The sequence below is a fragment of the Micromonospora sp. NBC_01699 genome (genome assembly GCF_036250065.1).
GTDB lineage: Bacteria > Actinomycetota > Actinomycetes > Mycobacteriales > Micromonosporaceae > Micromonospora_G.
This window is the reverse complement of sequence record NZ_CP109199.1, coordinates 18,050-44,527: the sequence shown is the minus strand read 5'-3', so window position 1 is coordinate 44,527 and position 26,478 is coordinate 18,050. Positions and strand designations below refer to the sequence as shown.

Here is a 26,478-nt window from a genome sequence, read left to right as displayed (position 1 = left end):
CTCCGTTCACGTACCGGGTGCGGTCGAACACAAGAGGTGACCCCGGCCGTCGCACAGATGGTGCGATACGGCACACTCGGGCGCATGGTGGAGCTATCCCCGCTGCTCGCGGCCAGGTGGAGCCCGCACGCCTTCGACCCGCACGCCACGGTCACCGACACCGAGGTGCTCTCGCTGCTGGAAGCGGCCCGCTGGGCGCCGTCCGCGGGCAACAGCCAACCGTGGCGGTTCATCGTGGGCCAGCGCGACGACGAGACGTTCAAGCGGATCCTGACCAACGTCGGAGCGGCCAACCAGCGTTGGGCGGGCAACGCGGCACTGCTGCTGCTCGGCGCGCACACCGCGACCATCCCGGCCGGCTGCCCGACCACCCAGGCCGCGTACGACCTCGGTCAGGCAGTGGCCCATCTCACCATCCAGGCGACCGCACTGCACCTGCACGCGCACCAGCTCAGCGGCATCGACCTGGCCGGGCTCCGGATCGACCTGGAACTGCCGGTCGGCGTACGGCCGCACGTGGTGGTGGCGGTCGGTCGGCTCGGTGACCCGCTCTCCCTCCCGGACGACCTGCGCCGCTGGGAAACGGGTCTGCGCCAGCGTCGCCCCCTCGCCGACCTGCTACTCGGCTGACCCGAGCAGCAGGTCGAGGCCGCCGATCCGCCGGGAAGCGGGTGTCGATCCGCCGGGAAGCGGGTGTCCGGCCTGCCCGGGTGCGATTCGCATCCCAGACTGCGGACCGAACTTCCCGATCCGAGGATGCTCACGTAGGGTGACCGATGTCATGTGGCAGGCGCTTCTCCTCCTTCGCTGCCGCGACGAGGCCCATCTGGCCGGCACCTCGTCGCGGAGTTGACGCGCGCCGTCCGCCCCGCCGGTTGACCATCGTCGACCAGCCGGTTCCCGCCCGACACCTCGTCCTTTCCGGCGCGAGCAGCGCCTTCAACGTCCGCTTCACGACGTCCGACGCCGCATGACCACGGGAGTCTTCGACCATGCCCAACCCAGCAGACACCGACACCGACCCGATCGCCCGGCAGCGCCCCAGCCGGATGCCGTACCAGCGTTACCAGGCGTACCAGCAGCAGTTTGCCGTGGACCTGCCGGACCGACGGTGGCCGACCCGGCGGGTCGAGGCCGCCCCCCGGTGGTGCGCGGTCGACCTGCGCGACGGCAACCAGGCGCTGATCGACCCGATGTCACCGGAGCGCAAGCGGCGGATGTTCCAGCTGCTGGTGCAGATGGGCTACAAGGAGATCGAGGTCGGCTTCCCGTCGGCCAGCCAGACCGACTTCGACTTCGTCCGGCAGCTCATCGAGCAGGACCTGATCCCGGACGACGTCACCATCCAGGTGCTGACCCAGTGCCGGGAGCACCTGATCGAGCGGACCTTCGAGTCGCTGCGCGGCGCCAAGCGGGCGATCGTGCACTTCTACAACTCGACCTCGACGCTGCAACGCCGGGTCGTGTTCGGGCTGGACCGGGCCGGCATCACCGACATCGCCACCCAGGGCGCCCGGCTGTGCCAGAAGTACGCCGAGATCCACACCCCGGACACCGACATCTACTACGAGTACTCGCCGGAGTCGTACACCGGCACCGAACTCGACTACGCGCTGGAGGTCTGCGCCGCGGTGATCGAGGTCATCGACCCGACGCCGGACCGGCCGCTGATCATCAACCTGCCGGCGACGGTCGAGATGGCCACGCCGAACGTCTACGCCGACTCGATCGAGTGGATGGACCGGCACCTGCCCCGGCGGGACAGCGTGATCCTCTCCCTGCACCCGCACAACGACCGGGGCACCGGCGTCGCCGCCGCCGAACTGGGCCTGCTGGCCGGGGCGGACCGGATCGAGGGCTGCCTGTTCGGCAACGGCGAACGCACCGGCAACGTCGACCTGATCACCCTGGGGCTGAACCTGTTCTCCCAGGGCATCGACCCGCAGATCGACTTCTCCTCGATCGACGAGATCAAGCGGGCGGTCGAGTACTGCAACCAGCTGCCCGTGCACGAGCGGCACCCGTACGCGGGTGACCTGGTCTACACCGCCTTCTCCGGCTCGCACCAGGACGCGATCAAGAAGGGCCTGGACGCACTCGTTGCCGACGCGCGGGCGGCCGGGGTGCCGATCGACGAGTTCACCTGGGGGGTGCCGTACCTGCCGATCGACCCGAAGGACCTGGGTCGCACCTACGAGGCGGTCATCCGGGTCAACTCGCAGTCCGGCAAGGGCGGCGTCGCGTACGTCATGAAGGCGGAGCACAACCTGGACCTGCCGCGCCGGCTCCAGATCGAGTTCTCCGGCGTGGTGCAGCAGGTCACCGACCACTCCGGCGGCGAGGTCGAGCCGGCCCGGATGTGGACGATCTTCGCCAACGAGTACCTGGTCGACCACCGGCCCGAACCGGCGCTGTCGCTGGTGTCGTACCGGACCGGCACGGTGGACGGCAAGGTCGAGGTCGAGGCCGAGGTCCGCTTCGGCACCGAGCACCGGTCGCTGTCCGCGGTCGGCAACGGCCCGATCGACGCGTACGTCAACGCGCTGCAAAGCCTCGGCGTACGGGTCAGGGTGCTGGACTACCACGAGCACGCGCTCTCCTCCGGTGGCGACGCCCAGGCGGCGGCGTACGTCGAGGCAGAGGTCGACGGTCGTACGGTCTGGGGGGTCGGGCTGGACGCGAACATCGTCACCGCGTCGATCACCGCCCTGACCAGCGCGGTGAACCGGGTACACGGCTGACCGCAGGGGCGTACGACGGTGGTGGGGCCGACCGGCGGGTAGCCGGCCGGCCCGACTCCGCCGCGGGCGGTCAGTCGGACCTCGGGGTTGGTTTCTCGGGCGGCGGGCGGTGGACGAACAGCAGGGCCAGCACCGCGCCCGCGATCATCAGCCCGGCGCACCAGAGCATCGCCGCCCGGAACGCGCCCGCGAGTTCGGTCGGCATCCGGTAGGCGGCCCCGGAGAGGCCGACCAGCAGCGGCAGCGCCGCCACCGCGAGCACGCTGCCAACCCGGGACGCGGCGTTGTTGAAACCGCTGGCCACCCCGGCGAACCGGTCCTCGGCGGCGGCCAGCACCGAGGTGGTCAGCGGTGCGACGACGAAGGTCAGCCCGAGCCCGAAGAGGAAGACACCCGGCACCACGTCGGTCCAGAAGGACGCGTGTTTGTCGATCCCGCGCAGCAGCAGCACGCCCGGGGCGGCGATCAGTGGCCCGACGGTCAGCGGCAGCCGGGGGCCGATCCGGGCCACCAGCGCACCGGCCCAGGGTGAGCCGACCAGCAGCAGCGCGGTCATCGGCAGGTTCGCCAACCCGGTCTTCAGCGCCGAGTACCCGGCCACGTTCTGCAACTGTACGGAGAGGAAGAAGCTGAACCCGCCGAGGCTGGCGTACACGACCACGGTGTAGAGGTTCAGCACCGAGAACAGGCGACGGCGGAACAGTGCCGGTGGCAGCATCGCTGCGCTGCCCTTGCGCCGTTCGAGCAGTACGAACGCCACCGCCGCGACCACCCCGACCACCGCCCCGACCACGACCAGCACCGGGCCGCCGCTGCTGCCCTGCTGGGCGGCCTCGATCAGGGCGAAGGTGATCCCGGCGAGTCCGAGCGCGCCGAGCAGGGCCCCGGTGATGTCGAAGCGCGGTGCGGTGCTGCCGGCCGCCCCGATCACCGCCCCGCCGGTGCCGGCCGCCGCCTGGCTCGCGGAGCCCGCGGCCCGGCTCTCCGGGGCCCAGCGCAGCGCGGCGAGCACCACGACAACCGCGAGCGGCACGTTGATCAGGAAGATCCAGCGCCAGGAGAGGGCGTCGATCAGCCAGCCGCCGAGCAGCGGGCCGAGCGCGGTCGACACGCCGGAGAAGCCGGACCAGGCGCCGATCGCCCTACCCCGGTCGTCGGGGTGGAAGCTGGCCTGGATCAGCGACAGCGAGCCGGGTGTCAGCAGCGCACCGCCCATGCCCTGGAGGAACCGGGCGGCGATCAGCCACTCGATGTTCTGCGCGATGCCGGAGAGGACCGAGGCGGCGGTGAAGCAGACCACGCCGATCAGGAAGACGCGGCGCCGGCCGTACCGGTCGCCGAGTGCGCCGCCGAGCAGGACGAACGCGGCCAGGGTGAGCATGTAGCCGTCGATCGTCCATTGCAGACCGGAGACGCTGGCGTCGAGGGACCGGCCGAGATGGGGCAGTGCCACGTTGACCACGGTGCCGTCGAGGAAGACCATGCCGGAGGCGAGGACCGCGGCGAACAGCAGCCCTCGGCCGGCCGGGCTGGCGAGCCGGATCGGCATTGACGGTTGAGGCACGTTGTCCAACATGCCTCGCGTGATACGGCGAATGTCACGAAACGCCGAAACCAGTGCCGACACTGTGCGGATACCGGGGGCAGCCCGCAAGCTTGGCGGGTGTCGTATTCGCGTACCAGATCAACAGCTCGACGGGTCACCTCGGCCGCGCTCGCCGCGGTGCTCGCCCTCGGCGGCGCCGGCTGCGCACCGGCCGGACCGGCGGCGCCGGGGTCCGACCCGACCGGCGAGGCCGGTACGGGCGGTGCGGTAAGCCAACTCGGCCAGCTGACGGTGGCGCAGGCCGGCCCGATGAAGGGGTACAGCCGGGAGAGCTTCCCGCACTGGCGCGACGCCGGCAAGAACTGCGACGTCCGGGACACCGTGTTGCAGCGCGACGGCGAGGACATCAAGCTCTCCGGCTGCAACGTGGTTGGCGGCCGCTGGTCGAGCGTCTACGACAAGAAGATTCTGACCGACCCGGCTGACGTCGACATCGACCACATGGTCCCGTTGGCGAACGCCTGGCGCTCCGGCGCGGACGAGTGGAGCGATGCCGAACGCGGCGACTTCGCCAACGACCTCACCCGGCCGCAGCTCCTCGCCGTGTCGGCGGGCAGCAACCGGGCCAAGGGCGACCGGGGCCCGGAGGAGTGGCAGCCGCCGAACCGCGACTACTGGTGCACGTACGCCCAGAGCTGGGTCGCGGTGAAGTACCACTGGAAGCTCACCGTCACCGCCGCCGAGAAGACCGAACTCGACGAGATGCTCGGCACCTGCTGAGACACGGGAAAGGGGCCCCTCCGGAGAGCGAGGGGCCCCTTTCCCGTGTTCACGGCTAGACGGTGGGGATCAGGTCACCGGTCTCGCCGGGGGTGGCCAGATCGGTCGGGCGGATCAGTTCCGGCTCGACGTCGTGCATGCCGATCCGACCGGCCGCGATGTCCTCGGCGAAGTGGCAGGCCACCCGGTGTCCGGTCGACAACTCCCGCAGCGCCGGCCGCTCGTCCCGGCAGCGGGTCGGCTGCGCCCACGGGCAGCGGGTGTGGAACCGGCAGCCGGACGGCGGGTTGCTCGGCGAGGGCAGGTCACCGGCGAGCAGGATCCGCTCCCGGCGGTCCTCGACCACCGGGTCCGGCACCGGCACCGCCGACATCAGCGCCTTGGTGTACGGGTGCATCGGCTCCCGGTAGAGGTCGTCGCTGGACGCCTCCTCGACCAGTCCGCCGAGGTACATCACGCCCACCGTGTCGGCGATGTGCCGGACCACCGCCAGGTCGTGCGCGATGATCAGGTACGTCAGTCCCCGCTCGGCCTGCAAATCCTCCAGCAGGTTGATCACCTGGGCCTGGATCGACACGTCGAGCGCGGAGACCGGCTCGTCGGCGACGATCAGGTCCGGTCCGAGGACCAGTGCGCGGGCGATGCCGATCCGTTGGCGCTGGCCACCGGAGAACTCGTGCGGGAACTTGCGCAGGGCCGAGGCCGGCAGGCCGACCGCGTCCAGGGTTTCCCGGAGCCGGCGTACGGTGTCCGCCTTGTCGTCGGCCAGCCCGTGCGCCTTGAGCCCCTCCACCAGCAGCGACTGCACCGACTGGCGCGGGTCGAGGCTGGACAGCGGGTCCTGGAAGATCATCTGCATTCGGCGGCGGGCCCGGCGCATCGCCTCGCCCTTGAGCGCGCGTACGTCGGTGCCGTCGAAGATGACCTGCCCGTCGGTCGGCTCGACCAGCCGGAGCAGGCCCCGGCCGAGGGTCGACTTGCCGCAGCCCGACTCACCGACCAGCCCGTACGTCTCACCGGCCTGGATCGACAGGGACACACCGTCGACCGCGTAGACGTAGCCGACGGTCCGGTCGACCAGCAGCCCGCTCTTGATCGGGAAGTGCACCTTCAGGTCGCGCAGCTCGATCAGCGGCGCCTGGGTCTTCGACTCCTGCGCCTGCGGCGCCTCGGTCACGGACTCGGTCATGCCGCCACCTCCTCCAGAACCGGGTTGTTGCAGCGCAACCGGCCACCGACCGCGGTCGGCTCCAGCGCCGGTGAGCCGTCCAGGCAGGCATCCACCACCCGGTCGCAGCGGGGTGCGAACGCGCACCCCTCGGTCCACGGGATGTTGTCGGAGACCGAACCCCGGATCGCGTGCAGTCGCTCGCCGCGCAGCGAGTCCAGGCGCGGCACCGAACTGAGCAACCCGTGGGTGTACGGGTGCCGCGGGTGGGCGAACAGTTCGTGCCGCTCGGCGGTCTCGACCACCTTGCCGCCGTACAGGACGTTGACGGTGTCGCAGAGGCCGGCGACCACCCCGAGGTCGTGCGTGATCATGATCAGCGCGGTGCCGGAGGAGTCGACCAGGTCCTTGAGCAGGGTCAGGATCTGCGCCTGGATGGTCACGTCGAGCGCCGTGGTGGGCTCGTCGGCGATCAGCAGGCGTGGCTTGCAGGCGAGCGCGATGGCGATCAGGGCCCGCTGGCGCATGCCACCGGAGATCTGGTGCGGGTACTCGCTCAACCGGCGGTCCGGGTCCGGGATGCCGACCGAGTCGAGCAGGTCGCGGGCCTCGCGCAGCGCCTGCTTGCGGTCCCGGCCCTGGTGGCGTTCCAGCACCTCGGCGACCTGCAAGCCGATCGGCAGCACCGGGTTCAGCGACGACAGCGGGTCCTGGAAGATCATGCCGATCTCCCGGCCGCGCCGGTCCCGCATGTCGTTCGCGCGCAGCTTGAGCAGGTCGGTGCCCTCGAACAGCACCTCGCCGCCGACCTTGTTACCGCGCTTCGGCAACAACCCCATGATCGCCAGGCTGGTGACGCTCTTGCCGCAGCCGGACTCGCCGACCAGGCCGACGGTCTGTCCCGGCTCCACCGAGAAGCTGACCTTGTCCACCGCGGTGAAGGGACGCTCACCCCGGCGGTTGAAGACCACACTCAGATCGCGTACGTCGAGCAGGCTCATACCGGTTCTCCCTCTGACCCGTGGTGCCCGGGCGAAGCGACCGGGTGTACGTGCGAAAGCATCACGATCACCGCCGGTTCTTCGGGTCGATCGCCTCGCGCATCGCCTCACCGAGCAGGGTGAAGCCGAGCGCGACCACGATGATCGCGAGGGCGGGATAGTAGGCCAGTTCCGGCCGGATCTCGAAGTAGCGCTGGCCGTCGACGCCGAGCATCAGGCCCCACTCGGCCCGGTTGATGTCCGGGTCGCCGAGACCGAGGAAGGACAGCGCCGCCGCCTCCAGGATCGCCACCGCGAAGGTGAGCGTGGCCTGGGCGATGACCGGGGTCAGCGAGTTCGGCAGCATGTGCCGCAGCACGATCGAGCGTTCCTTGACCCCGAGTGCGCGGGCGGCGAGCACGTGGTCGCTCTCCCGTTGCGCGAGCATCGCGCCCCGCAGCAGCCGGGCGAAGATCGGCACGCTGACGATCGAGACCGCGAAGATCACCGTCCACTGGCTGGACCGGCTGGCCAGTGCGACCAGGGTGATCGCCAGCAGCAGGCCGGGCAGGGCCAGCATGACGTCGGTCAGACGCATCAGGACGACGTCGACCCAGCCGCCGAACGCGCCCGCGATCGCGCCGATGACCACGCCGAAAGCGAGCCCGATCAGGGTCGCCAGGACGCCGACCAGGAGCGTCTGCCGGGCGCCGTAGACGAGTCGGGAGGCGAAGTCGCGCCCGAGCGGGTCCGAGCCCAGCGGGAATCCGTCCTTCGCCCCGGAGATGGTGTCGGCGGTCAGGCCGTCGAGCAACTCGTCGAAGCGCTGGTTCGGGTCGTGCGGGGCGATCAGCGGGGCGAAGATCGCCACCAGGACGAACAGACCGACGATCACCGCCCCGGTCACCGCGACCGGGTTGCGGGACAGCCGCCGTACGATGTCGCGGAACATGCTCACGCCGCCGGGTTCGGCGCTCGCCCGCGCCAACTCGTCCAGCCGGGCCTTCTTCCGCTCGGCCAGGGCGGTGACACCGCGCCCGCTCATCCCGCCGGTACCGGCGTCCTGCTTGTTCGGTCCGCTCACGTTCTCGGTTGGTTCGCTCACGTTGCCGCCTTGCTCACTCATCGCACACGCACCCTGGGGTCGATGACCGCGTAGGAGAGGTCGACCAGCAGGTTGACCACGATGAAGACCAGGGCGGCGACCAGGATCAGCGCCTGCAACACCGGATAGTCCCGGCTGCCGGTGATCGAGTCGGTGATCAGGGTGCCGAGCCCGCCCCAGTTGTAGACCTTCTCGGTCAGTACGGCACCGGCCAGCAGCGCGCCGGTCTGCAACCCGATGGTGGTCACCACCGGCAGCAGGGCGTTGCGCAGCACGTGCCGGCCCCGGACGGTCTGGTGGCGCAGCCCCTTGGCCTCGGCGGTACGGATGAAGTCCTCGTTCAGCACGTCCAGCACGCTGGCCCGGGTGATCCGTACGATCACCGCCAGTGGGATGGTGGCCAGGGTGACCGCCGGCAGGATCAGGTGCCAGAGCGCGTCGGCGCTGGCGTCGAACTCGCGGGTGAGCAGCCCGTCGAGTACGAAGAAGCCGGTGACGTTGGTGTTGTCCAGTCCGGTGCTGATCCGCCCGGAGGGCGGGAACCAGTGGATGTTCTGGGTGAAGACGTCCTTGAGCAGGTAGCCCAGGAAGAAGATCGGGATCGAGATGCCGAGCAGCGTCCCGCCGACGGTCAGGTTGTCCAGCGTCCGGCCACGGTGGCGGGCGGCCAGGTAACCGAGCGGGATGCCGAGCCCGACCGCGATGATCATCGCGGCGAGGGCCAGCTCGACCGTTGCGGGAAAGGACCGCCCGAGCACCTCGACGACGGAGTCGCCGGTACGGATCGAGTTGCCGAAGTCACCGGTGAGCATTCGCTGCATGAACTTGCCGTACTGAACCAGGATCGGCTGGTCGTAACCGAGCGCCTTGGTCAGGAGTTCCCGCCGCTCGGGGGTGGCCCGTTCGCCGAGTAGTGCGTCGACAGGGCCACCGGGCAGGTTCCGGAGCCAGATGAAGATCAGCGCGGTCAGCGCGATCAGGGTCACCACCAGCTGTAGCAGGCGGCGAACTATGACTCGCAACATCTTTCACACACCATGTTCTCGATACCCGCAGGCGCGGCCCGAGCCGGACGATTCGCCCGGCCCGGGCCGCAGCTGTACGCGGGATGACCGCTGGGTCAGCTGGCCGAAACCGTCACCGTGTTGAACTCTTCGGCCGTCAGCGGGCTGGCAACCAGACCCTTGACGTCCTTGGTGACGACGATCGCCGGCGGGGCGTGCCAGATCGGGATGGCCGGCAGCCACTTGCTGGCGATGTCCCGGTTGACCTGCTCCCACGCGGCCTTCTTGCCGGCCTCGTCGACGGTCGCGTCGGCGGCGGTGATGGCGGCGAACATGTCGGTCAGCTTCTCGTCACCGAACTCGGCCTTGGCCCGGCCGAAGAAGGTGCCGACGAAGTTGCCCGGGTCGTTGTAGTCGCCGGTCCAGCCGAGGATGTGCAGGTCGTGCTTGCCGAACTGCTGCACGTCGTCCTTGAAGCCACCGTTCCACGGGCGAGGAACACCGTTGACCTTGATGCCGACGCCCTGGAGGTCGTTGGCGAGAACGGTGAAGATCTCCTGCGGGTTCGGCATGTACGGCCGGGAGACGTCCGGCGGGTAGTAGAAGTTGAGCGTCAGACCCTCGGCGCCAGCGTCCTTGAGGAGCTGCTTGGCCTTCTCCGGGTTGAACTCGTACTTCTGCGCGTCCGGCGCGTAGCCGAGCACGGTGTCCGGCATGAACTGGCTGGCCACACTGGAGCCACCGGGCGCCTTGGTCTGGACCAGCTGCTCACGGTTGAGCGCGTAGGCGATCGCCTGACGTACCCGCAGGTCCGCGAGCTTCGGGTTGTTCTTCTGGTTGATGCCCAGGTAGAGGATGTTGAAGGCCGGGCGGTTGAGAACCTGGAAGCCCTCGGTCTCCAGCGCCTTGCGGTCGGCCGGGGCCGGGAAGTCGATGCCCTGGACGGTGCCCGCGCGCAGCTCCTGCTTACGGGTGGTCTCGTCCTTGATGACCTTGATGATCACCTTGTCGACCTTGGCCTTGTCGCCCCAGTAGTCCGCGTAGCGGTTCAGGGTGATCTCGTTCTTGGCCTTGTCCCAGCCACCGAAGGTGAACGGGCCGGTGCCGACCGGGTTGGTGTTCGCGAAGGCGCTGTACTCGAACGAGTCGCCGCTCTGCGTCACCTTGTCGGCGTCGTACTTCTTCAGCGCCTCCGGGCTGGCGATGGAGAGCGAGGTGAGCGCGAACGCGCCGGGGAAGGCCCCCTTGTACACGTTCAGCGAGACGACCGCGGTGCCGTCGTCCTTGGCCTCGCACTTCTCATAGATCGACTTACCGGCCGACTCCGCCTCGTTGGTCGCGAAACCACCGAAGACGTCCTGGTAGTAGAGCATCTGGCTCTGCGCCGCGGCGCCCTTCATGTTGTACCAGCGGTCGAAGTTGTAGCAGACCGCGGCAGCGTTGAAGGGGGTGCCGTCGTGGAACTTGACGTCCTTGCGAAGCTTGAACGTCCAGACCTTGCCCGCCGCGTCGTGCTCCCAGCTCTCGGCCAGGCCGCCGACCACGTCCGCGGTGCCCGGCTTGTGGGTCACCAGCGTCTCGAACATCTGCCGGACCGGCCGGAACGACTCACCGTCATCGTTGAAGATCGGGTCGAAGTTCTTGGGGTCACCGGCACCGGCGAACACGAAGGTACCGCCCGATGCGGTGCCCTCTCCGCCCTCTTCCCGGTCACTTGCCGCACATCCCGCCGCGCCGGCGGCCATCACGGCAACGGCCGCGACGGCGATCGCCGACCTGAGCCCTCTCGCCTGCATCTCTCACCTCTGTCATGCGCATGACCAACGCCGGGGTTTTGGCACGGTCCGTGAGCGGCAGGCTAATGGCCTCAGGACCTCGAACGGAACGCCTGCTTTGGAATCTCTACCAAGCCGACACCTAGAAGAGGATCTATAACGGCAGACGGCGCACTTCAACCGCCTGTGTCACATCGAGGTCCAGACCGGACGCGCCCTCGTCATCGGCAACTTCGAGCCGGAAGTCGGCCGGCGGGCCGGATCGGGGCTGAGCCAGCGGTCAACTCCGATCGGGACGACGGTTGGCACGACGGCCGGCACGACCGCTGGGACGACACCGCCGACCGGCGAGCAGTCGGCCGGTCGGCGGGCAGGTCGGGCGGGCGGGTTCCGCGGGCGGGTTCCGCGGGCGGTCAGACCGTACGGCGTCCGGCGAAGGCGCGGCCGAGGGTGATCTCGTCGGCGTACTCCAGGTCGCCGCCGACCGGCAGACCACTGGCCAGCCGGGTCACCGAGATGCCCATCGGCTTCACGAGCAGGGCGAGGTAGGTGGCGGTGGCCTCGCCCTCGGTGTTCGGGTCGGTCGCCAGGATCAGTTCCCGCGCCACACCGTCGGCGAGGCGGGCCATCAGCTCGCGGATGCGCAGGTTGTCCGGGCCGATCCCCTCCAGCGGATTGATCGCCCCGCCGAGTACGTGGTAGCGGCCCCGGAACTCCCCGGTCCGCTCGATCGCCACCACGTCCTTGGGCTCCTCGACCACGCAGAGCACCTCGGCACTGCGTCGCGGGTCGCGGCAGATCCGGCACTGTTCGGACTCGGCCACGTTGAAACAGCTGGTGCAGAAGCGCACCAACTCCTTGACCTTCCGGAGGGCCGTGGCCAACCGGGTGACGTCGGCCGGGTCGGCCGACAGCACGTGGAACGCGATCCGCTGGGCGCTCTTCGGGCCCACGCCCGGCAGTCGCCCCAACTCGTCGATCAGATCCTGGATCGCACCCTCGTACATCTGGGGTGGCTCAGAAACCGGGCAGGCCGAGGCCGCCCATGCCGCCGGTGACCGGGCCCATCTTCTCCTCGGTCAGCTTCCGTACCGCCTCGCTGGCGTTGTGTACGGCGGCCAGCACCAGGTCCTCCAGCGTCTCGATGTCCTCCGGGTCGACCGCCTTCGGGTCGATCTTGATGGCGGTGATCTCGCCGGCACCGGTGATCGTGACGGTGACCAGGCCGCCGCCGGCGGTGCCGGTCAGCTCCGCCTCGGCCAGCTCCGCCTGCGCCACCGCGAGCTGCTGCTGCATCTTCTGCGCCTGCTTCAACATCTGCTGCATATTGGGCTGTCCACCCGGACGCACGGCGACTCCTCGGAAGAGCGGAAATGGTCCACCCCAGCCTAGGCCATGTCCCGCCGACCGCTTGTCGACGGGACATGGCCCGGTAACGCCCAATGCCGGCGACCGTGCCGTTCACGGCCATCGGGACATTCTCAGTTCTTGACCACGACCGTCTTGACGATCTTGTCGGCGAGGGTCTGCCGCTTGCTGTCCCACAGCGGGAAGAGGTAGCCGATCCAGCAGATGATGCTGTCGACGATGTGGGCGAGATCGCGCAGGAACGCCTTGCCGCCACCGATCGGCTGCCCGGAGACCTCGTCGACCAGGCGGATGCCGACCGCCTTCTTGCCCCAGCTCTGGCCGGTCTTGCCCGCCTGGTACCAGCGGTTGTAACCGGAGAGCGCGACGGCGAGCAGGACGAAGACCCAGTACAGCGGGCCGGGGCCGGTGGCCAGACCGGTGTCCGGGTCGGTTCCCGGACCGTCGAGCACGACGGCGAGGATGGCGAAGGGAGCGGCGACCAGGGCATCGACGACGTACGCGCCGACCCGCGTGATCCAATTGGCGAACATCAGGGGTGTACTCCTTGGGGGAAGCTCAGCCGACGCCGAGCCGAATCAACTGGAAAACCCAGCTCGCCAGGGCGAGTAGGGCCACCCCCCGACCCATCCGTCGGCGGGCCCGAGCGGACCAGGCGACCGGCGTGGGAAGCACGCCGAGCGCGCGGAGCCCGAGCACCGGACCCACGGCCACCGCCAGTGCGGCAAGGCCGAAGATCACCGGATTCGCCCGGAACGCGCCGACGACGTCGCCGTGTACCAGTGCGACCGCGGCCGTGGTGAGGCCGCAGCCGGGACAGGGCATTCCGGTCAGCCAACGCAACGGGCACGGCGCGGCCAACCCGGTGCTGCCGGTCAGCCACGGCCAGACCGCCGCCACCGGGGCTACCGACAGGCCGAACAGGCCGAGTCGCTCCGGTACCGAAAGTTCTCGCCGCACTGGTCCTGACCATTCGAGAGGGGGCGGCTGATCTTAAGAGATTCGCCCCGACTCCGCTAACCCCATTTTTCTAAATGCTCCATAATGGACGAACGGCCATTCACCGCAGTCGTACTATTTCCGGACAGCAGATCGGCCGATTTCCCGACCCGCGACTACTTCGTGTTGTCGATGTCGCCGATCCGTTCGGCACCGAGCTGTTCCCGCAGCAACTCCATCGCCTGCTGCTCGCTGGTCTGCCGGGCGGTCCGCTCGTCGACCACCTCGTCGAGCGGCTCGTCACCGGGATCGAAACCCTCGTAACCACCGCCGGCAGGCCGAGCCGGACCGTCATAGTCGGGGTCATAGGGCGGATCACCGGCCCAGTCGCGGTCCGCCGTACGCACCGCCGGCTGGGGCTTGGGGCCACGACCCGCCGCCGCCGCACGCGCGGCCGCGAGACCGGCGCTCGGCTGTGCGGCACCGACCGGACCATTGCGTACGGCACCGTTGGCCGGCGCCGCCGGAGCAGCGTCCACCCGAGCCCCCGGTACGGAATCCGACCGGCCCCCTGATGCGGAGTCCGACCGGCCACCCGACGAGGAATCCGACCGGCCACCCGGCGCGGAATCCGACCGGCCACCCGGCGCGGAATCCGACCGGGCACCCGGCGAAGGCGCCGGCACCGGACCGGTGCCACCGGGGCGGGCCGGCTCCGGCCAGTCGCTTCCTCCGGCGGCCGGTGCGGGAACGGCTGCCGCCCCACCCGGACGGGCCGCCTCGGGCCAGTCGGTGTCACCCGCGCCGCTCACCACGGCGGCCGCGCCGGCCCGCGCCGGACCACCACCGGTACGCGCGCCCGGCACGTTCTCCCGGACCGGCGCACCGGCACCGGCGGCGCCGGGCGTCGTGTCCCACGGCGGCGGGTCGGCCGGACCGTTGTCTGCGGGTGCCCCGGCACTTCCCGCCGCCTCGTCCCGTGGCCGCGCACCCGCCGGCACCGCCTCCCGAGGCGCCGCCACCTCCCTGGGTGCCGCCACCTCCCGAGCCGGTACGTCACGCGGCGCGGCCTCCCGGGCCGGAGCCGCCGGGATGGTCGGGGTGGCTGGGATGGCCGGGGTCGCTGGGGTGGCTGAAACGGCCGGGGTGGCTGAAACGGCCGGCGTGGCTGGAGCGGCCGGGGCCGGGCGCGGTCCGGCGGCGGCACCCGCCGACCGCTGGTCACCGGCCACCTCGCAACGGATCTGCCAGCGCTGTCCGAACTCCTGGTAGATCGCCTCGGTGACCACCTCGACGTTGCTCACGAGCATCTGGGCGAGCACCGGGGACTTGACCGTCAGCACCAGGGTGTTGCCGTCGAGGTCCCGGACCACGGCGTCGCGTACCAGGGCGGCGATCCGCTTGTGGGTGCGATTGATCATGCCGACGACGTCGGCCCACTGCCGGCGGACGGCAGCGGCGTCCAGCGTGCCGGGGGTGGCGGAGCCGGGAACCACCGGATCGGGGGTGGCCGGATCGGGCATCACCGCGGAGGGCGGCACCGCCCGCCGGGGCGTGACCGACGCGGGCTGTTCTGATCCCGTCGACGCCGGCTCGGACCCGGTCGACGCGTACGCGGTGGGTTCCGGTGTCCGGCCGACCGGGGCGGACGGTACGGCAGGCGCCGGTCGTACCGGGGCGGGATCGGTGACCGACGCGGGACCGGCGGCGGCCGACGGACCGGGATCGCCGACGTGCGTCAGCCGACGTTCCATCCGCTCCAACCGCTGCAACAGCCCGCCGGTCGAATCCTCGGCACCGGGCAGCAGCATCCGGGCACAGACCAGCTCCAGCAGCAGCCGAGGCGCGGTGGTGCCGCGCATCTCGACCAGGCCGTTGTGCACGATGTCGGCGCACCGGGACAGCGTCGCCGGGCCGAGCTTCTGCGCCTGGGCGGTCATCCGCTCGATCTGGTCGGACGGGCCGTCGATCAGACCCTTTGCCGCCGCGTCCGGCACCTGTTGCAGGACAATCAGGTCCCGGAGCCGTTCCAGCAGGTCGGTGGCGAACCGGCGCGGGTCGTGCCCCGCCTCGGCCACCCGGTCGACCGTCCCGTACGCGGCGGCGCCGTCACCGGCGGCCAGCGCGTCGCACATCTCGTCGATCAACGCGGCGTCGGTGACCCCGAGCAGGGCGACCGCGCGGGCGTAGCTGACGCCCTCCGGGCCGGCCCCGGCGATAAGCTGGTCCAGGACCGAGAGCGAGTCCCGGGCGCTGCCGCCACCGGCCCGGACCACCAGCGGGAAGACCGCCGGCTCGACCTTGACCCCCTCGGCCTCGGTCAACTGCTCCAGGTAGGGCCGCAGCACACCCGGCGGGATCAGCCGGAACGGATAATGGTGGGTACGCGACTTGATCGTGCCGAGGACCTTCTCCGGCTCGGTCGTCGCGAAGATGAACTTGACGAACTCCGGCGGTTCCTCGACCAACTTCAGCAGGGCGTTGAAGCCGGCCGGCGAGACCATGTGCGCCTCGTCGATGACGTAGATCTTGAACCGACTGTTGGCCGGCGCGAAGAAGGCCCGCTCCCGCAGGTCACGGGCGTCGTCCACACCACCGTGACTGGCCGCGTCGATCTCGATCACGTCGAGCGACCCGGCACCGTCCCCGGCGAGGGACCGGCACGAGTCACAGACGCCACAGGGCTCCGGAGTCGGCCCCTGCTCGCAGTTGAGCGAGCGGGCCAGGATCCGGGCGCTGGAGGTCTTGCCACAGCCACGGGGCCCGGAAAAGAGGTACGCGTGGTTCAACCTGCCCGTACGCAGTGCCTGCGACAGTGGCTCGGTGACGTGTTCCTGCCCGATCACCTCGGCGAAGGTGCGCGGCCGGTACTTGCGGTAGAGCGCGAGTGCCACTCGTCCCGCCTCCTCTCGACCGAGCCATTCTCCGCTGCACCACCCGGTACGGCCACTTCGCCCCGCCACCGACGGACAGGTTGGGCGATTGTTGGCGCTCCGGGGTGTTCACGAGGCCCGCTGATGCTGGGGTCCGGCGCGTCACCGGATGTGGCTGAGGCCGCCCTACCAGGGCCGGAGCGACGGGACCGGGACGTAAAGGCCCCCCGTGCACCCGCCAGAGCCCGCTTATCCTTGCTGCCTTCCGGCCCTGGGGAGGTTCACAGGATGACGCCACACGGGGGGTACCGCAGAGTGTACCCGGCCGGGTGGTCGATCTTCAGGGAAGGTACTGGGTTAGAAGATCCCGGCGGAACCTGTAGTCTGTCCGACGGAGGATTCGCCTAGAGGCCTAGGGCGCACGCTTGGAAAGCGTGTTGGGTTTACACCCTCACGAGTTCGAATCTCGTATCCTCCGCTCTTCTGAGCAGCACGAACGCAAGGGCCGGCCCCACCGGGGTCCGGCCCTTTGTCGTCGGGCCCCTTGTCGTACGCAAGAGAGCCGGCCGTCGAGACACGGGCTGACGGATGGCGGCTCTCGGGGGCGGGGAGCAGACTGCCCGACATGGTGATCTACGACAGCATCGGCACGACGTACAACACCACGAGGCGACCAGACCCCAGAGTCGGCGCCCGGATCAACGCAGCCCTCGGCGGCGCCCGTACGGTGATCAACGTCGGTGCCGGCGCGGGCTCGTACGAGCCGCCGCAGACCGTGCTCGCGGTTGAACCCAGCGCCGTAATGATCGAGCAGCGGCCGGCCGTAGCCGCCCCGGTCCTTCAGGCGTTCGCCGAGGCCATCCCGGTCGGGGACAACGCCGCCGACGCGGTGATGGCCCTACTGACCGTGCATCACTGGACCAACCTCGAAGCCGGGATCGCCGAACTGCGGCGGATCGCCCGACGACGGGTTGTCATCCTGACCTGGGACCAGCAGGTCACTCGACGATTCTGGCTGCTCAGCGACTATCTTCCCGAGGCGGCGGCGTTCGACGACGCCCGAGCGGTGCCGGTGGAACGGCTCGCCGCGCTGCTCGGTGACGCCAGGGTGGAGGTGGTGCCCGTGCCGCACGACTGCTCCGACGGGTTCGGGGCGGCCTACTGGCGCCGGCCGGAGGCGTACCTCGATCCAGCCGTACGAGCTGGCATGTCGATGTTGGCCCAGACCGGCGAGGAGGTGATCCGGCCTGGTCTGGAACGGCTGGCCGCCGACCTGGACTCGGGACGGTGGCACAAGCGTCACGCTGACCTGCTGGAACTGCCGGAGTTCGACGCCGGCTACCGACTGCTCGTCGCCGAGCTGTAGTCACGCGCCGTTGACTGGCGAGTTGGCCGGACATCGATCGGAGTTGGACTATCGACGGATCGGGGCGGATGGCGGCAGAATCCGTTGGTGGGTTGGCAGATTTTCATCGCGGAGATGACCGGACACCTGGCCTGGCCGACCGCCGTGGTGGTCGTACTCCTGATCTTCCGCCGGCCGCTGCGGGCCCGGATCAGCCAGCTTCGGTCGGTGTCGGCCGGCAGTTTCGGGGCCGAGTTCGGCGAGGCCGACCGCCAGGTCGGCGAGGCGGTGGCGGTCGAGGCCGCCCGTTCCAGCGAGGCTGCCCGCTCCACCAAGGCCCGGACCGGAGCGCGGCCGGGACCGGCCGACCCGTGGGCCACCTTCGACCCGCCACCGGAGGCCCTTCCCGAACCGACGGGCTCACCGATCGGCGAACCGACCGGTCCGCCGATCGGCGGACCACCGCCCCGGCCCCGGACGGCGCCGGGTCGCGGCGCGGGCGGCAACAGGTCCGCCGCCGGCTCCTCCGCGCAGCTCGACCGCGGCTTCCGGGACATCGCGCTGCGGGCCGAGCAGAACCCGGCGTACGCGGTGGACGCCGCCTGGTCAGCGCTGGAGGACGCGATGTCCGGGGCGTTGAACGACGTACGGACCGGCGGGTTCGTGGACCGGGCCGGAGCGGCGGTACGCCGTCAGGGTGTCGCGCTCGCTCAGACGCTGCTCGACCACGGGGCGATCTCGCCGGTGACGTACCAGGCGATCACCAGTTTGGGGCGGCTACGGGACCAGGTCACGCACGGCAGCATGTCGCCGCAGCCCGGAGCGGCGGTCGGCTACGTACGCTCCGTCAACGACATCGCGCGGGCCGTGCGGACCGGGGTCACGACGGTCCAACAGGACCAGCACTGGGGCGTAACCTGATCCGTCGTACACATGTTCTATCCACAGGATGTGGATAGAGGCAGCAACCTTCTGCCGTCCGCTCCGTTGTGCTCCCGGAGGGGATATATGAAAGCCCGCAAAACGGTACTGATCACCTGTTTGTTGGTGGCGCTCATCGCGTCCACCAGCGGCAGCGCCCCAACCGCGCCCGACAACCCGGCCGCGGAGACATTCGGGCCCGACGTGGTCCACCTGTCCGGGGTACGCAACATCTCCTTCGGCGACACCGAAGGAGAACTGACCGCCCGGGGCGTACTCCAGATCGAGGCCGAACCTGCCGACTGCGCCGCGCAGATCGCCGGCCTCGACACGGTCGGCCCGGTCTTCGACCGGGAACGGCTCGTGCTGATGTGGGTGAGCCCGCCGATGCACACCCCGGAGGGCGTGACCGTCGGCACCTCGGTCAACACCGTGCACGCCCGGTATCCGGCGGCCACGGCTCTGATCGCTCCACAGGGGACGTACCGGTTCGACGGGCTGCTCGCCAGGGAGGGCGATCGCGCCTTCCTGTTCCTGCACGACGGCCGGGTCGTACGCAAGACCATCGCCGGCTACGCCGCCTACGCCCAGAAACTCTTCGACGAGGGCTTCGGCCTCTGCTGAAGCAGACCGCCTGGTCAAGGGCCGCCACGATCGGCTGTTGGCTCGGGGATCCCAGAACGGCGAAACGCCCGGTTCGTCCTTGCGGACATGCCGGGCGTTCTGCCTGCTTGCTGGCGGTGGCGGCGGGATTTGAACCCGCGGAGGGGTTACCCCCTCACACGCTTTCGAGGCGTGCTCCTTAGGCCACTCGGACACGCCACCGCCGAGAAGGGTACCGGACGCCCGGCAGACCCGTCACGGCGGTATGGCTCAGCCGGACCTGGCAGGATCATCAGCCATGAGTACGCACATCGGCGCGAAGCCGGGCGAGATCGCCGAGCGGGTCCTGATGCCGGGCGACCCCCTGCGGGCCAAGTGGATCGCGGAGACCTACCTGGAGGATGCCAGGTGCTACTCCTCGGTCCGAGGCATGTACGGGTACACCGGCACCTGGTCCGGGGTCGAGGTATCCGTCCAGGGTTCCGGGATGGGCATGCCGTCCGCCTCGATCTACGCCCACGAACTGATCAACGACTACGGCGTACGGACGCTGATCCGGGTCGGCTCCTGCGGGGCGCTCAGCGAGGACCTGCAACTGCGTGACGTACTGGCGGCGAGCGGGTCCTCGACCGACTCGAACATGAACCGCGTACGTTTCGACGGGTTGATCGACTACGCCCCGGTGGCCGACTTCGGGCTGCTGCGTACGGCGGTCGAGGTCGCCGAGCGGCGCGGCATCAGCATGCGGGTCGGACCGGTGCTGGCGGCGGACGCCTTCTACACCGACCGCCCGGACCTCTACGACACCCTCGCCCTGTACGGCGTCCTCGCTGTGGAGATGGAGTCGGCGGCCCTCTACACGATCGCCGCCCGCTTCAAGGCCCGCGCCCTGACCGTCCTCACCGTCAGCGACCACATCAAGACCGGCGAGAAAACCACCTCCCAGGAACGCGAACAAACCTTCGGCCAGATGATCGAGATCGCCCTAGACACCGCCATCGCCTAGCCCCTCCCCCTCCCTCCCTCTCTCCCTCCCTCCCTCTCCCTCCCGCGCCCGCCCCTCTCCCCGTCGATCTAGGGCAAATACGTGCTAGTGGATCTCCAATCACCACCATTTGCCCTAGATCGCGGGTGGGTGGGGCGCGGGTGCGTGGCGTGGCGTGGGTGGGGTGGGGCGCGGTGGGGTGGGGCGCGGTGGGGTGGGGCGCGGTGGGGTGGGGCGCGGTGGGGTGGGGCGCGGTGGGGTGGGGCGCGGTGCGGTGGGGCGCGGTGCGGGTGGGGAGTGGGGGTCGGGGGTGGGCCGGGGTGGTGGATGCCGGGGGCGGTCGGGTGTAGGGGTGGGTGGGGGCATAGCAGGTTTGGTGGGGTGGTGGGGGTTATCCACATGGGGTGGAGTTATCCACAGGTGAGGGGTTGGCGGGTCGCGGTTGGGCGGGGAGCGGAGCAGGCTGCCGGGCCATGGATCTCTATGCCGAGGCGATGCGTCTGCCCTTGGAACTGCTCCGTCGCTCCAGGCCGCACCCCGTTACGTACCGTGAACTACGGTATCGGGGGCTGAGTAGGGAAGCTGTCCGGTGGCGTGTGTCCCGGCAGCGGCTGCTCCGCTCGCATCACGGGATCTACCTCGGGTTCCCGGATCTACCCGACCTGCTCGACCGAGCGCGGGCCGCCCTGCGCGCGGCACCACCGCTCGCCGTGCTCGGCGCACACACCGCCGCCCAGCTGTACGGATTCGGCGTCGCGCGGACCAACACGATCCACCTCCTCCTGCCGGCCGGAACGCCGTTTCCGCAGCGCCCCGGCATCACCGCCCACCAGGTGTCCCTGCCGATCGGTCCGCCGGTCGAGCTGTTCGGCCTCCCCTGTGCGCCGCCCATGCGTTGCGCGGTCGACCTTGCCCGATTGCTGCCGCGACGAGACGCCCTACCGGTGCTGGACGCCGCGCTCTTCGCCGGCGTCTGCGAGCCGGATCAGCTGTCGCTGGAGGTGCTCCGGCACCGCGGCCTGCGGGGCGTACGCCAGGCTCGGGAACTCATCTCGCTGGCGGACCCGCGTCCGGAGTGCCGCCAGGAAAGCCAACTCCGCCTGATTCTGCACGACGGCAAACTCGACGGCTTCGTCCCGCAGTTTCCCGTACTTGACGACTTTGGGCGCGTACGGCATCGGGTTGATCTCGGCGACCCCGACCGCCTGATAGCGGTCGAGTACGACGGCTCCAGCCACCTCGACCCGCACCGGCTCCGCGCCGACCGCACCCGCCACAACTGGCTCTCCCAACGCGGCTGGTCCGTCCGCTACTTCACCTCCACCGACCTCTACCAGTACCCCCAAAAAATCCTCACCACCATCACCGCCGCCCGCCGCCCCTCCCCCGCCACCCCCTCTCCCCGTTGATCTAGGGCAAATGGTGGTGGATAGAGATCAACTAGCACGTATTTGCCCTAGATCGACGGGGAGAGGGGCCGGGCACGCGCGGGCATGCGGGGGGCACGCCCGCGGGGAGGAGGGGAAGGGGTGGGGTGGGTCACTGGGGTGGGGGAACTATGCGACCGATCGGTCGTATAGTTGTAGGCTCGCGATCATGACGGTCGACGGTCGGGCGGTACGGGGTGAACGCACCCGGACCATGGTGCTCGACACCGCCGTGGCCCTGGCCACCGAGGCCGGGCTCGACGGGCTCTCCCTCGGGCAGCTCGCCGAACGGCTCGGTGTCAGCAAGTCCGGCCTGTTCGCGCACTGGCGCTCCAAGGAGGAGCTGCAACTCGCGACCGTCGAACGGGCTCGCGAACTCATGCTCGACGAGGTGATCCGGCCGGCGCTGCGGGCACCCCGGGGCGTACGCCGGCTCTGGGCGCTGCACGAGCACCGGCTCGCCTACTACGGCAAGGGAACACTGCCCGGCGCCTGCTTCTTCGCCAACGCCGAGTTCGAGTACAACGTGCATCCCGGCCCGGTCCGTGACCGGCTGGCCGAATCACTCGCCGAGTGGCTGTTACTTGTCCGGCGGCTGGCCACCGAGGCCGTGGCCGCCGGCGAACTGGCCGCGCACACCGACGTCGGACTGCTCGCGTACGAGTTCGAGGCGCTCGGCCTCGCCGCCGCCATGCAGTCCCGGTTGATGCCCACCGAACCCAGTTACCGGTACGCCCGGCAGGCGGTGCTCGACCGGCTGCGCGCCCTCTGCCCCGAACCGGATCTGCTACCCGAAGGATGATCGACATGACCAGTGCCAACGGCACGATCACCCCGCCCGACGTCCCGTTCGGTCATGCCGAGCCGGTCTGGGTGCACTTCGACGACCTCGACATGATGGGCATCGTCCACAACGCGAAGTACGCCGTGCTGCTGGAGCGGGCGCTGACGCCGTACTGGTCCGAGCGCGGGTTCTCGTTCGAGAACGGGCGGATGAGCGCCCCGGACATCTTCCACGCCGTACGCGAGCTCTCGATCAGCTACCGCGCCCCGATCCGCGGCACCGGCCCGATCCTGGTCCACTTCTGGTTCGAGAAGTTCGGCACCACCAGCGCCGAGTACGGCTTCCGCCTGCTCTCCACCGACGGCGGCACCGTGTACGCGCAGGGGCGGCGGGCGATCGTCCGGCTCGACCCGGCGACGCTGCGCCCGACTCCGTGGACCGACGGGGCCAAGGCGGTCGGCCAGGCCCTGCTCCGCCCGGAGTCCAGCACCGCGTGACCGGGTCGCCATCACCGGATATCCACACCTGATATCCACAGACGATCCGACGTTATCCACAAGGTGTGCACAACGTCGGCAGCAACGATCCACAGTTATCCACAGCCTTGCGCACAGGGGTGGTGAACCGTGGCACGGGTCAGCGGAAGAAGGCGCGCAACAACGCTGCGGACTCGGCCGCCAGCACGCCGCCGTACACCTCGGGGCGGTGGTTGAGTCGGCGGTCGCGTACGACGTCCCAGAGCGAGCCGACCGCGCCGGTCTTCGGTTCCCACGCCCCGAAGACCAGGGTGGAGATCCGGGCCAGCACCAGCGCGCCCGCGCACATGGTGCACGGTTCGAGGGTCACCACCAGGGTGCAGCCGTCCAGCCGCCAGGCGCCGCGCGACTCGGCCGCCCGGCGCAGCGCCAGGATCTCGGCGTGCGCGGTCGGATCACCGGTACGCTCGCGCTCGTTGCGGCCGATGGCCAGTTCGACCCCGTCCGGGTCATAGAGCACCGCGCCGACCGGCACGTCGTCGAACGGGTCACCGGCGTCGGATGGGTCACCGGCCGCGCCCGGCAGACCGTCGGCGGCGGCGGCCACCGCCAGGGCCCGCCGCATCCACGCCTCGTGCCGCTGCCGCCGGCCCGAAGCTTCGGCCGGGCCAGATCCCGCCAGGCCAGATCCCGCCGGGCCAGATCCCGCCGGCTCGGATCGCGGCGGGTCAGCGGCGCCCTGCCCGTTCACGCCTCGCGCAGTTCCTCGATCACGTCGCCGCAGCCGATCACCTTGCCGAGTTCGACGGTGACGTCGGCCGGGAGCATCCGTTCCTGGGCGCACAGGGCGAGCAGGCGGTGGGCCGAGATACCCAGGTTGGCGAGCAGGTCGGCGTCGCCGATCGGGTCCGCGTCCGGGTCGGCGGCCGGCTGCTCGCTCTCCTCGTCGGTGGACGAGGCGAGCGCGGGCGTGGCCGGCTCGACCACGTCGTCCATCTCCAGTGCGGGTGACTTGATGTCGCCGAGCAGCAGGGCACCGAGTCGGGACTCCTCGGCGAAGGCCGAGTCGGAGCCGAAGACGCGCAGGTCATCGCCGTCGTCCAGGCGCAGGATGGCCAGGTAGGTGTCGTCGGATTCGACGAAGAGCAGCGAGGTTTCGGCGTCCGGCTCCACCTCGCGCAGCAGCTCCGCGACCTCGTCTATGTCCGCGGCACCACCGAGGTCGAGTTCGGCTGCGCTCCAGCCGGTCGAGCCCCGCACCACGGCCGCCGCGAAGTACGACACCGGTCCCCCCAACAACTCACGGCGTACCGCCGGCCACCACTGTCGACTGCCTGTCACGCGTGACGGTATCCGGTCGGGTCCGGGCTCGACCGCGCAACTCCCCGAAGGACGGGGACGTAATCGAGCGGATCCCGGTGGGTCAGCCGGCCAGGCGACGACGGGTGGCGATCAACTCGCGCAACCGGTCGACCCGTACCCGGCGCGGCTGCGTCCGCTCCCGCACCGACTTCGCCCCGGCCAACTCCGCGAGGAGCTGTATCCGCCGTCGGGTGCGCTCAGGGTCGAGCCGCTGCTCTGTCCAGGCCATAGTGGCGAGGGTGCCCAGTCGCGCGGCGTTCGTCAAGCCCGGTCGCGGTGTGCCACCGAGCGGGTACCCACCGCCCTAGATCGCGTACCCGGTGCGGTGGCTCGACAGCGCAGTGTCACCAAAGCGGCCAACCGGTGGTACTCCAGCGAACCGCGACCGCGAGCGCGGCGGTCGACCACCCGATTGCGGTGACCATCGCCACACCGACGGCAGCGCCCCGGTCGCCGAACCGGACCAGCAACAGGGCGGCCGTGAGGGCCACCACTCCGGCCAGCACCGTCCACCACACGTAGCCGCGCAGGTCGCTGCCGAGCAGCCCGAACAGGAGCAACCAGGCCGCCGCCGAGCCGGCACCGGCGGCGAGCGCGGAGCCGCGTACCGGGTGTGGCTCGCGGTAGATCGGCCGCGACGGCAGGCCGGACGGGAACAACCCCGACGGCGTACGCGGCGGTTGGCCGGCCTCGGGCCAGGTGCGTGACGTCGGTTGCTCGGCCATCACCCTCGCTCCTCCGCTCGGTTACGGCGTCGGCGGTCCGCGACGACAGACCATCGCCTCGCGCGCCGAGCCGGCCGGTCGCGGAGCAGGGCCACGCCGCCCGGCCATGGTGCAGAGCCACGCCGCTGGCTCGCAGCGTACCCGCGCTGGAGCCGACTCGCCCGGCCACTCGGCGGGACGACCGGCGTCCGCGCGATCGCGCCGGTTCTGCCAGGATGGCGGGATGGCACGGGACGAAACGGGTACGCGGCGCCGGAACGGGCGCCTTCCGGCGTACCCGATCGCCCTGCTGCTGACGGCGCTGGCCGCCGCCGGCTGCGCGCAGAGCCGCCCGGCGGTCTGGTCCTCGCCGACCAACCCGGCGAGCGCGACGCCGACCGGCTCGGCCGAGGCGGCGCCCTCGGTGACGCCGCCGCCCGCCACCCCGCCCGGTACGCCCCCGGCGAGCCTGACCCCGGCCCGGTACGTCTTCCCGGTGAACTCGGCCGCCGCCTCCTACCACCCGACCCACGGCGCGTACGCGGCCACGGACATCTTCGCCTCCTGCGGCACCCCGGTCCTGGCGGTCACCGACGGGGAGATCCTTGAGGTGACCCGGGTGGACGGGTATAAGAAGAACGGCCCGCAGGGTCCGCTCAACGGGGGCAAGGCGGTGTCGCTGCTCGGCGACGACGGGGTCCGCTACTACGGCTCGCACCTGTCCGAGCTGGCTACCGGATTGGACGCCGGGGTACGGGTCCGCGCCGGCCAGCAGGTCGGCCGGGTCGGCAAGACCGGTAACGCGAACAACGTGTGCCACCTGCACTTCGGCATCTCACCGCCGTGCGACCGGACCGAGGACTGGTGGACCCGCCGGGGTGTGGTCTGGCCGGCGCGTTACCTGGACGCGTGGCGCGACCGGACGAACCGGTCGCCGGTGGACGAGGTGACCGCCTGGCAGCGCAAGCACAGGTGCCCGCCGGCGCCCTGAGCACCGCCACCGGGAGCGGCGGCGGCAGTGGGCGAGCCTTGCCGGCTGGCGAGCGGGCCGGTGTGCGAGAGTCACCGGCGTGAACGTCGCGGTTATCGGCCTCGGACTCATCGGCGGCTCCGTGCTGCGCGCACTGGCCGCGACCGGCCACCGGGTGCTCGGTTACGACGCCGACCCGGCCACCCGGGCCACGGCCAGGACCGCCGCCGCCCAGGCCCCGGCGGGCGACCGCTGGCAGGTGACGCCGACCGTACGGGACACCGTCGCCCGCGCCGAACTGGTGGTCCTCGCGGTTCCGCTGCCCGCCGTCGGCGGGGTGCTGGACCAGTTGCGCGACGCCGGCTACGCCGGGCTGGTCACCGATGTCACCTCCGTCAAGGGCCCGGTCGCGACCCTGGTCGAGGAACGCCTGCACCGGCAGCCGCAACGGCTGGCCGGGTTCGTCGGCGGTCACCCGATGGCGGGCCGGGAGACCTCCGGTTTCGGCGCGGCCGATCCCGCGCTGTTCGCCGGCTGTGCCTGGGTGCTCTGCCTCGAACCGCGTGGCACCTCACTGGCCGACTGGTTGGAACTGGCCGCACTGCTGACCCCGCTGGGCGCG

The 26,478-nt window shown here is 70.5% G+C and carries 26 protein-coding genes, 2 tRNA genes, 1 other RNA gene and 1 pseudogene; 13 read left to right on the top strand and 17 right to left on the bottom strand.

Features of this window, described 5'->3' with window-relative positions:
- Positions 1 to 84: 84 nt before the first annotated feature.
- Positions 85 to 630, top strand: a complete 546-nt coding sequence (locus OG792_RS00210; RefSeq protein ID WP_329106168.1) for a nitroreductase family protein — start codon at positions 85 to 87, stop codon at positions 628 to 630.
- A 362-nt stretch (positions 631 to 992) separates the two neighbouring features.
- Complete coding sequence (leuA, locus tag OG792_RS00205; RefSeq protein WP_329106166.1) at positions 993 to 2,741, top strand: 2-isopropylmalate synthase; 1,749 nt, start codon at positions 993 to 995, stop codon at positions 2,739 to 2,741.
- Between the two features lie 70 nt (positions 2,742 to 2,811).
- On the opposite strand, the gene OG792_RS00200 is transcribed toward leuA, so the two are convergent.
- The gene (locus OG792_RS00200) at positions 2,812 to 4,305 is read right to left on the bottom strand and encodes an MFS transporter (RefSeq protein ID WP_329106164.1); all 1,494 of its coding nucleotides are present in this window, start codon (positions 4,303 to 4,305) and stop codon (positions 2,812 to 2,814) included.
- Positions 4,306 to 4,404: 99 nt separating this feature from the next.
- Here OG792_RS00200 and OG792_RS00195 point away from each other — a divergent pair, with 99 nt between their 5' ends.
- Positions 4,405 to 5,067 (top strand): HNH endonuclease family protein, encoded by a 663-nt coding sequence (locus OG792_RS00195; protein WP_329106162.1) that lies wholly within the window; start codon positions 4,405 to 4,407, stop codon positions 5,065 to 5,067.
- A gap of 55 nt (positions 5,068 to 5,122) precedes the next feature.
- Here the strand turns inward: OG792_RS00195 and OG792_RS00190 are convergent, their stop codons facing one another.
- The 11 genes from OG792_RS00190 to ffs all read right to left on the bottom strand — a co-directional run bounded on the left by OG792_RS00190 (position 5,123) and on the right by ffs (position 16,587).
- The gene (locus tag OG792_RS00190; protein WP_329106160.1) at positions 5,123 to 6,256 is read right to left on the bottom strand and encodes an ABC transporter ATP-binding protein; all 1,134 of its coding nucleotides are present in this window, start codon (positions 6,254 to 6,256) and stop codon (positions 5,123 to 5,125) included.
- The gene (locus tag OG792_RS00185) at positions 6,253 to 7,236 is read right to left on the bottom strand and encodes an ABC transporter ATP-binding protein (RefSeq protein ID WP_329106158.1); all 984 of its coding nucleotides are present in this window, start codon (positions 7,234 to 7,236) and stop codon (positions 6,253 to 6,255) included. Before OG792_RS00185 ends, OG792_RS00190 begins: the two co-directional genes overlap by 4 nt.
- A 67-nt stretch (positions 7,237 to 7,303) precedes the next feature.
- The gene (locus OG792_RS00180) at positions 7,304 to 8,260 is read right to left on the bottom strand and encodes an ABC transporter permease (RefSeq protein ID WP_329111016.1); all 957 of its coding nucleotides are present in this window, start codon (positions 8,258 to 8,260) and stop codon (positions 7,304 to 7,306) included.
- 77 nt (positions 8,261 to 8,337) lie between these two features.
- Entirely contained in the window at positions 8,338 to 9,345 is a 1,008-nt protein-coding gene (locus tag OG792_RS00175; RefSeq protein WP_329106156.1) for an ABC transporter permease, read from the bottom strand.
- A gap of 95 nt (positions 9,346 to 9,440) precedes the next feature.
- A complete protein-coding gene (locus OG792_RS00170; protein WP_329106154.1) occupies positions 9,441 to 11,120 on the bottom strand; it encodes an ABC transporter substrate-binding protein in 1,680 nt (559 codons plus the stop codon).
- A 392-nt stretch (positions 11,121 to 11,512) separates the two neighbouring features.
- Entirely contained in the window at positions 11,513 to 12,106 is a 594-nt protein-coding gene (gene recR / locus OG792_RS00165; RefSeq protein ID WP_329106153.1) for a recombination mediator RecR, read from the bottom strand.
- A gap of 10 nt (positions 12,107 to 12,116) precedes the next feature.
- The gene (locus tag OG792_RS00160) at positions 12,117 to 12,425 is read right to left on the bottom strand and encodes a YbaB/EbfC family nucleoid-associated protein (protein WP_329111015.1); all 309 of its coding nucleotides are present in this window, start codon (positions 12,423 to 12,425) and stop codon (positions 12,117 to 12,119) included.
- A gap of 155 nt (positions 12,426 to 12,580) precedes the next feature.
- Positions 12,581 to 13,000: an RDD family protein gene (locus OG792_RS00155; RefSeq protein ID WP_329106151.1), complete on the bottom strand. Its 420-nt coding sequence runs from the start codon at positions 12,998 to 13,000 to the stop codon at positions 12,581 to 12,583.
- A 25-nt stretch (positions 13,001 to 13,025) separates the two neighbouring features.
- Positions 13,026 to 13,427: a DUF2752 domain-containing protein gene (locus OG792_RS00150; protein ID WP_329106149.1), complete on the bottom strand. Its 402-nt coding sequence runs from the start codon at positions 13,425 to 13,427 to the stop codon at positions 13,026 to 13,028.
- Between the two features lie 155 nt (positions 13,428 to 13,582).
- Positions 13,583 to 16,300, bottom strand: coding sequence for a DNA polymerase III subunit gamma and tau (locus OG792_RS00145; protein WP_329106147.1), 2,718 nt, complete (start codon positions 16,298 to 16,300; stop codon positions 13,583 to 13,585).
- 197 nt (positions 16,301 to 16,497) lie between these two features.
- An RNA gene (gene ffs, locus OG792_RS00140) (signal recognition particle sRNA small type) lies at positions 16,498 to 16,587 on the bottom strand.
- Between the two features lie 85 nt (positions 16,588 to 16,672).
- On the opposite strand from ffs, the gene OG792_RS00135 reads away from it, so the two are divergent.
- From OG792_RS00135 to OG792_RS00120, 4 genes are all read left to right on the top strand, one after another.
- Positions 16,673 to 16,757: transfer RNA gene (locus tag OG792_RS00135), tRNA-Ser, on the top strand.
- A gap of 147 nt (positions 16,758 to 16,904) precedes the next feature.
- Entirely contained in the window at positions 16,905 to 17,645 is a 741-nt protein-coding gene (locus OG792_RS00130) for a class I SAM-dependent methyltransferase (RefSeq protein WP_329106145.1), read from the top strand.
- Positions 17,646 to 17,732: 87 nt separating this feature from the next.
- Positions 17,733 to 18,545: a hypothetical protein gene (locus OG792_RS00125; protein WP_329106143.1), complete on the top strand. Its 813-nt coding sequence runs from the start codon at positions 17,733 to 17,735 to the stop codon at positions 18,543 to 18,545.
- Positions 18,546 to 18,632: 87 nt separating this feature from the next.
- Positions 18,633 to 19,169 (top strand): hypothetical protein, encoded by a 537-nt coding sequence (locus OG792_RS00120; RefSeq protein ID WP_329106141.1) that lies wholly within the window; start codon positions 18,633 to 18,635, stop codon positions 19,167 to 19,169.
- A gap of 111 nt (positions 19,170 to 19,280) precedes the next feature.
- On the opposite strand, the gene OG792_RS00115 is transcribed toward OG792_RS00120, so the two are convergent.
- Positions 19,281 to 19,370, bottom strand: a tRNA-Ser gene (locus OG792_RS00115).
- A 76-nt stretch (positions 19,371 to 19,446) separates the two neighbouring features.
- Here OG792_RS00115 and deoD point away from each other — a divergent pair.
- From deoD to OG792_RS00095, 4 genes are all read left to right on the top strand, one after another.
- A complete protein-coding gene (deoD, locus tag OG792_RS00110) occupies positions 19,447 to 20,154 on the top strand; it encodes a purine-nucleoside phosphorylase (RefSeq protein ID WP_329106140.1) in 708 nt (235 codons plus the stop codon).
- Between the two features lie 575 nt (positions 20,155 to 20,729).
- Positions 20,730 to 21,542, top strand: coding sequence for an endonuclease domain-containing protein (locus OG792_RS00105; RefSeq protein ID WP_329106138.1), 813 nt, complete (start codon positions 20,730 to 20,732; stop codon positions 21,540 to 21,542).
- Positions 21,543 to 21,729: 187 nt separating this feature from the next.
- Positions 21,730 to 22,362 carry a TetR/AcrR family transcriptional regulator gene (locus tag OG792_RS00100; RefSeq protein WP_329106136.1) on the top strand — a complete coding sequence of 211 codons (633 nt, stop codon included), beginning with the start codon at positions 21,730 to 21,732 and terminating at the stop codon, positions 22,360 to 22,362.
- A 5-nt stretch (positions 22,363 to 22,367) separates the two neighbouring features.
- Positions 22,368 to 22,841 carry an acyl-CoA thioesterase gene (locus tag OG792_RS00095; protein WP_329106134.1) on the top strand — a complete coding sequence of 158 codons (474 nt, stop codon included), beginning with the start codon at positions 22,368 to 22,370 and terminating at the stop codon, positions 22,839 to 22,841.
- A 139-nt stretch (positions 22,842 to 22,980) separates the two neighbouring features.
- Here OG792_RS00095 and OG792_RS00090 read toward each other — a convergent pair whose 3' ends face one another.
- From OG792_RS00090 to OG792_RS00075, 4 genes are all read right to left on the bottom strand, one after another.
- Positions 22,981 to 23,445, bottom strand: coding sequence for a nucleoside deaminase (locus OG792_RS00090; RefSeq protein WP_329106131.1), 465 nt, complete (start codon positions 23,443 to 23,445; stop codon positions 22,981 to 22,983).
- A 122-nt stretch (positions 23,446 to 23,567) separates the two neighbouring features.
- Positions 23,568 to 24,104, bottom strand: a complete 537-nt coding sequence (locus tag OG792_RS00085) for a tRNA adenosine deaminase-associated protein (protein WP_329111012.1) — start codon at positions 24,102 to 24,104, stop codon at positions 23,568 to 23,570.
- 139 nt (positions 24,105 to 24,243) lie between these two features.
- A complete protein-coding gene (locus OG792_RS00080) occupies positions 24,244 to 24,411 on the bottom strand; it encodes a hypothetical protein (protein WP_326561696.1) in 168 nt (55 codons plus the stop codon).
- Positions 24,412 to 24,526: 115 nt separating this feature from the next.
- Positions 24,527 to 24,907, bottom strand: a complete 381-nt coding sequence (locus OG792_RS00075) for a hypothetical protein (protein ID WP_329106129.1) — start codon at positions 24,905 to 24,907, stop codon at positions 24,527 to 24,529.
- Positions 24,908 to 25,130: 223 nt separating this feature from the next.
- On the opposite strand from OG792_RS00075, the gene OG792_RS00070 reads away from it, so the two are divergent.
- Positions 25,131 to 25,877 (top strand): M23 family metallopeptidase, encoded by a 747-nt coding sequence (locus tag OG792_RS00070; RefSeq protein WP_329106127.1) that lies wholly within the window; start codon positions 25,131 to 25,133, stop codon positions 25,875 to 25,877.
- Between the two features lie 43 nt (positions 25,878 to 25,920).
- A pseudogene (locus tag OG792_RS00065) lies at positions 25,921 to 26,475 on the top strand (prephenate dehydrogenase/arogenate dehydrogenase family protein); the annotation flags it as partial.
- Positions 26,476 to 26,478 lie beyond the last annotated feature (3 nt).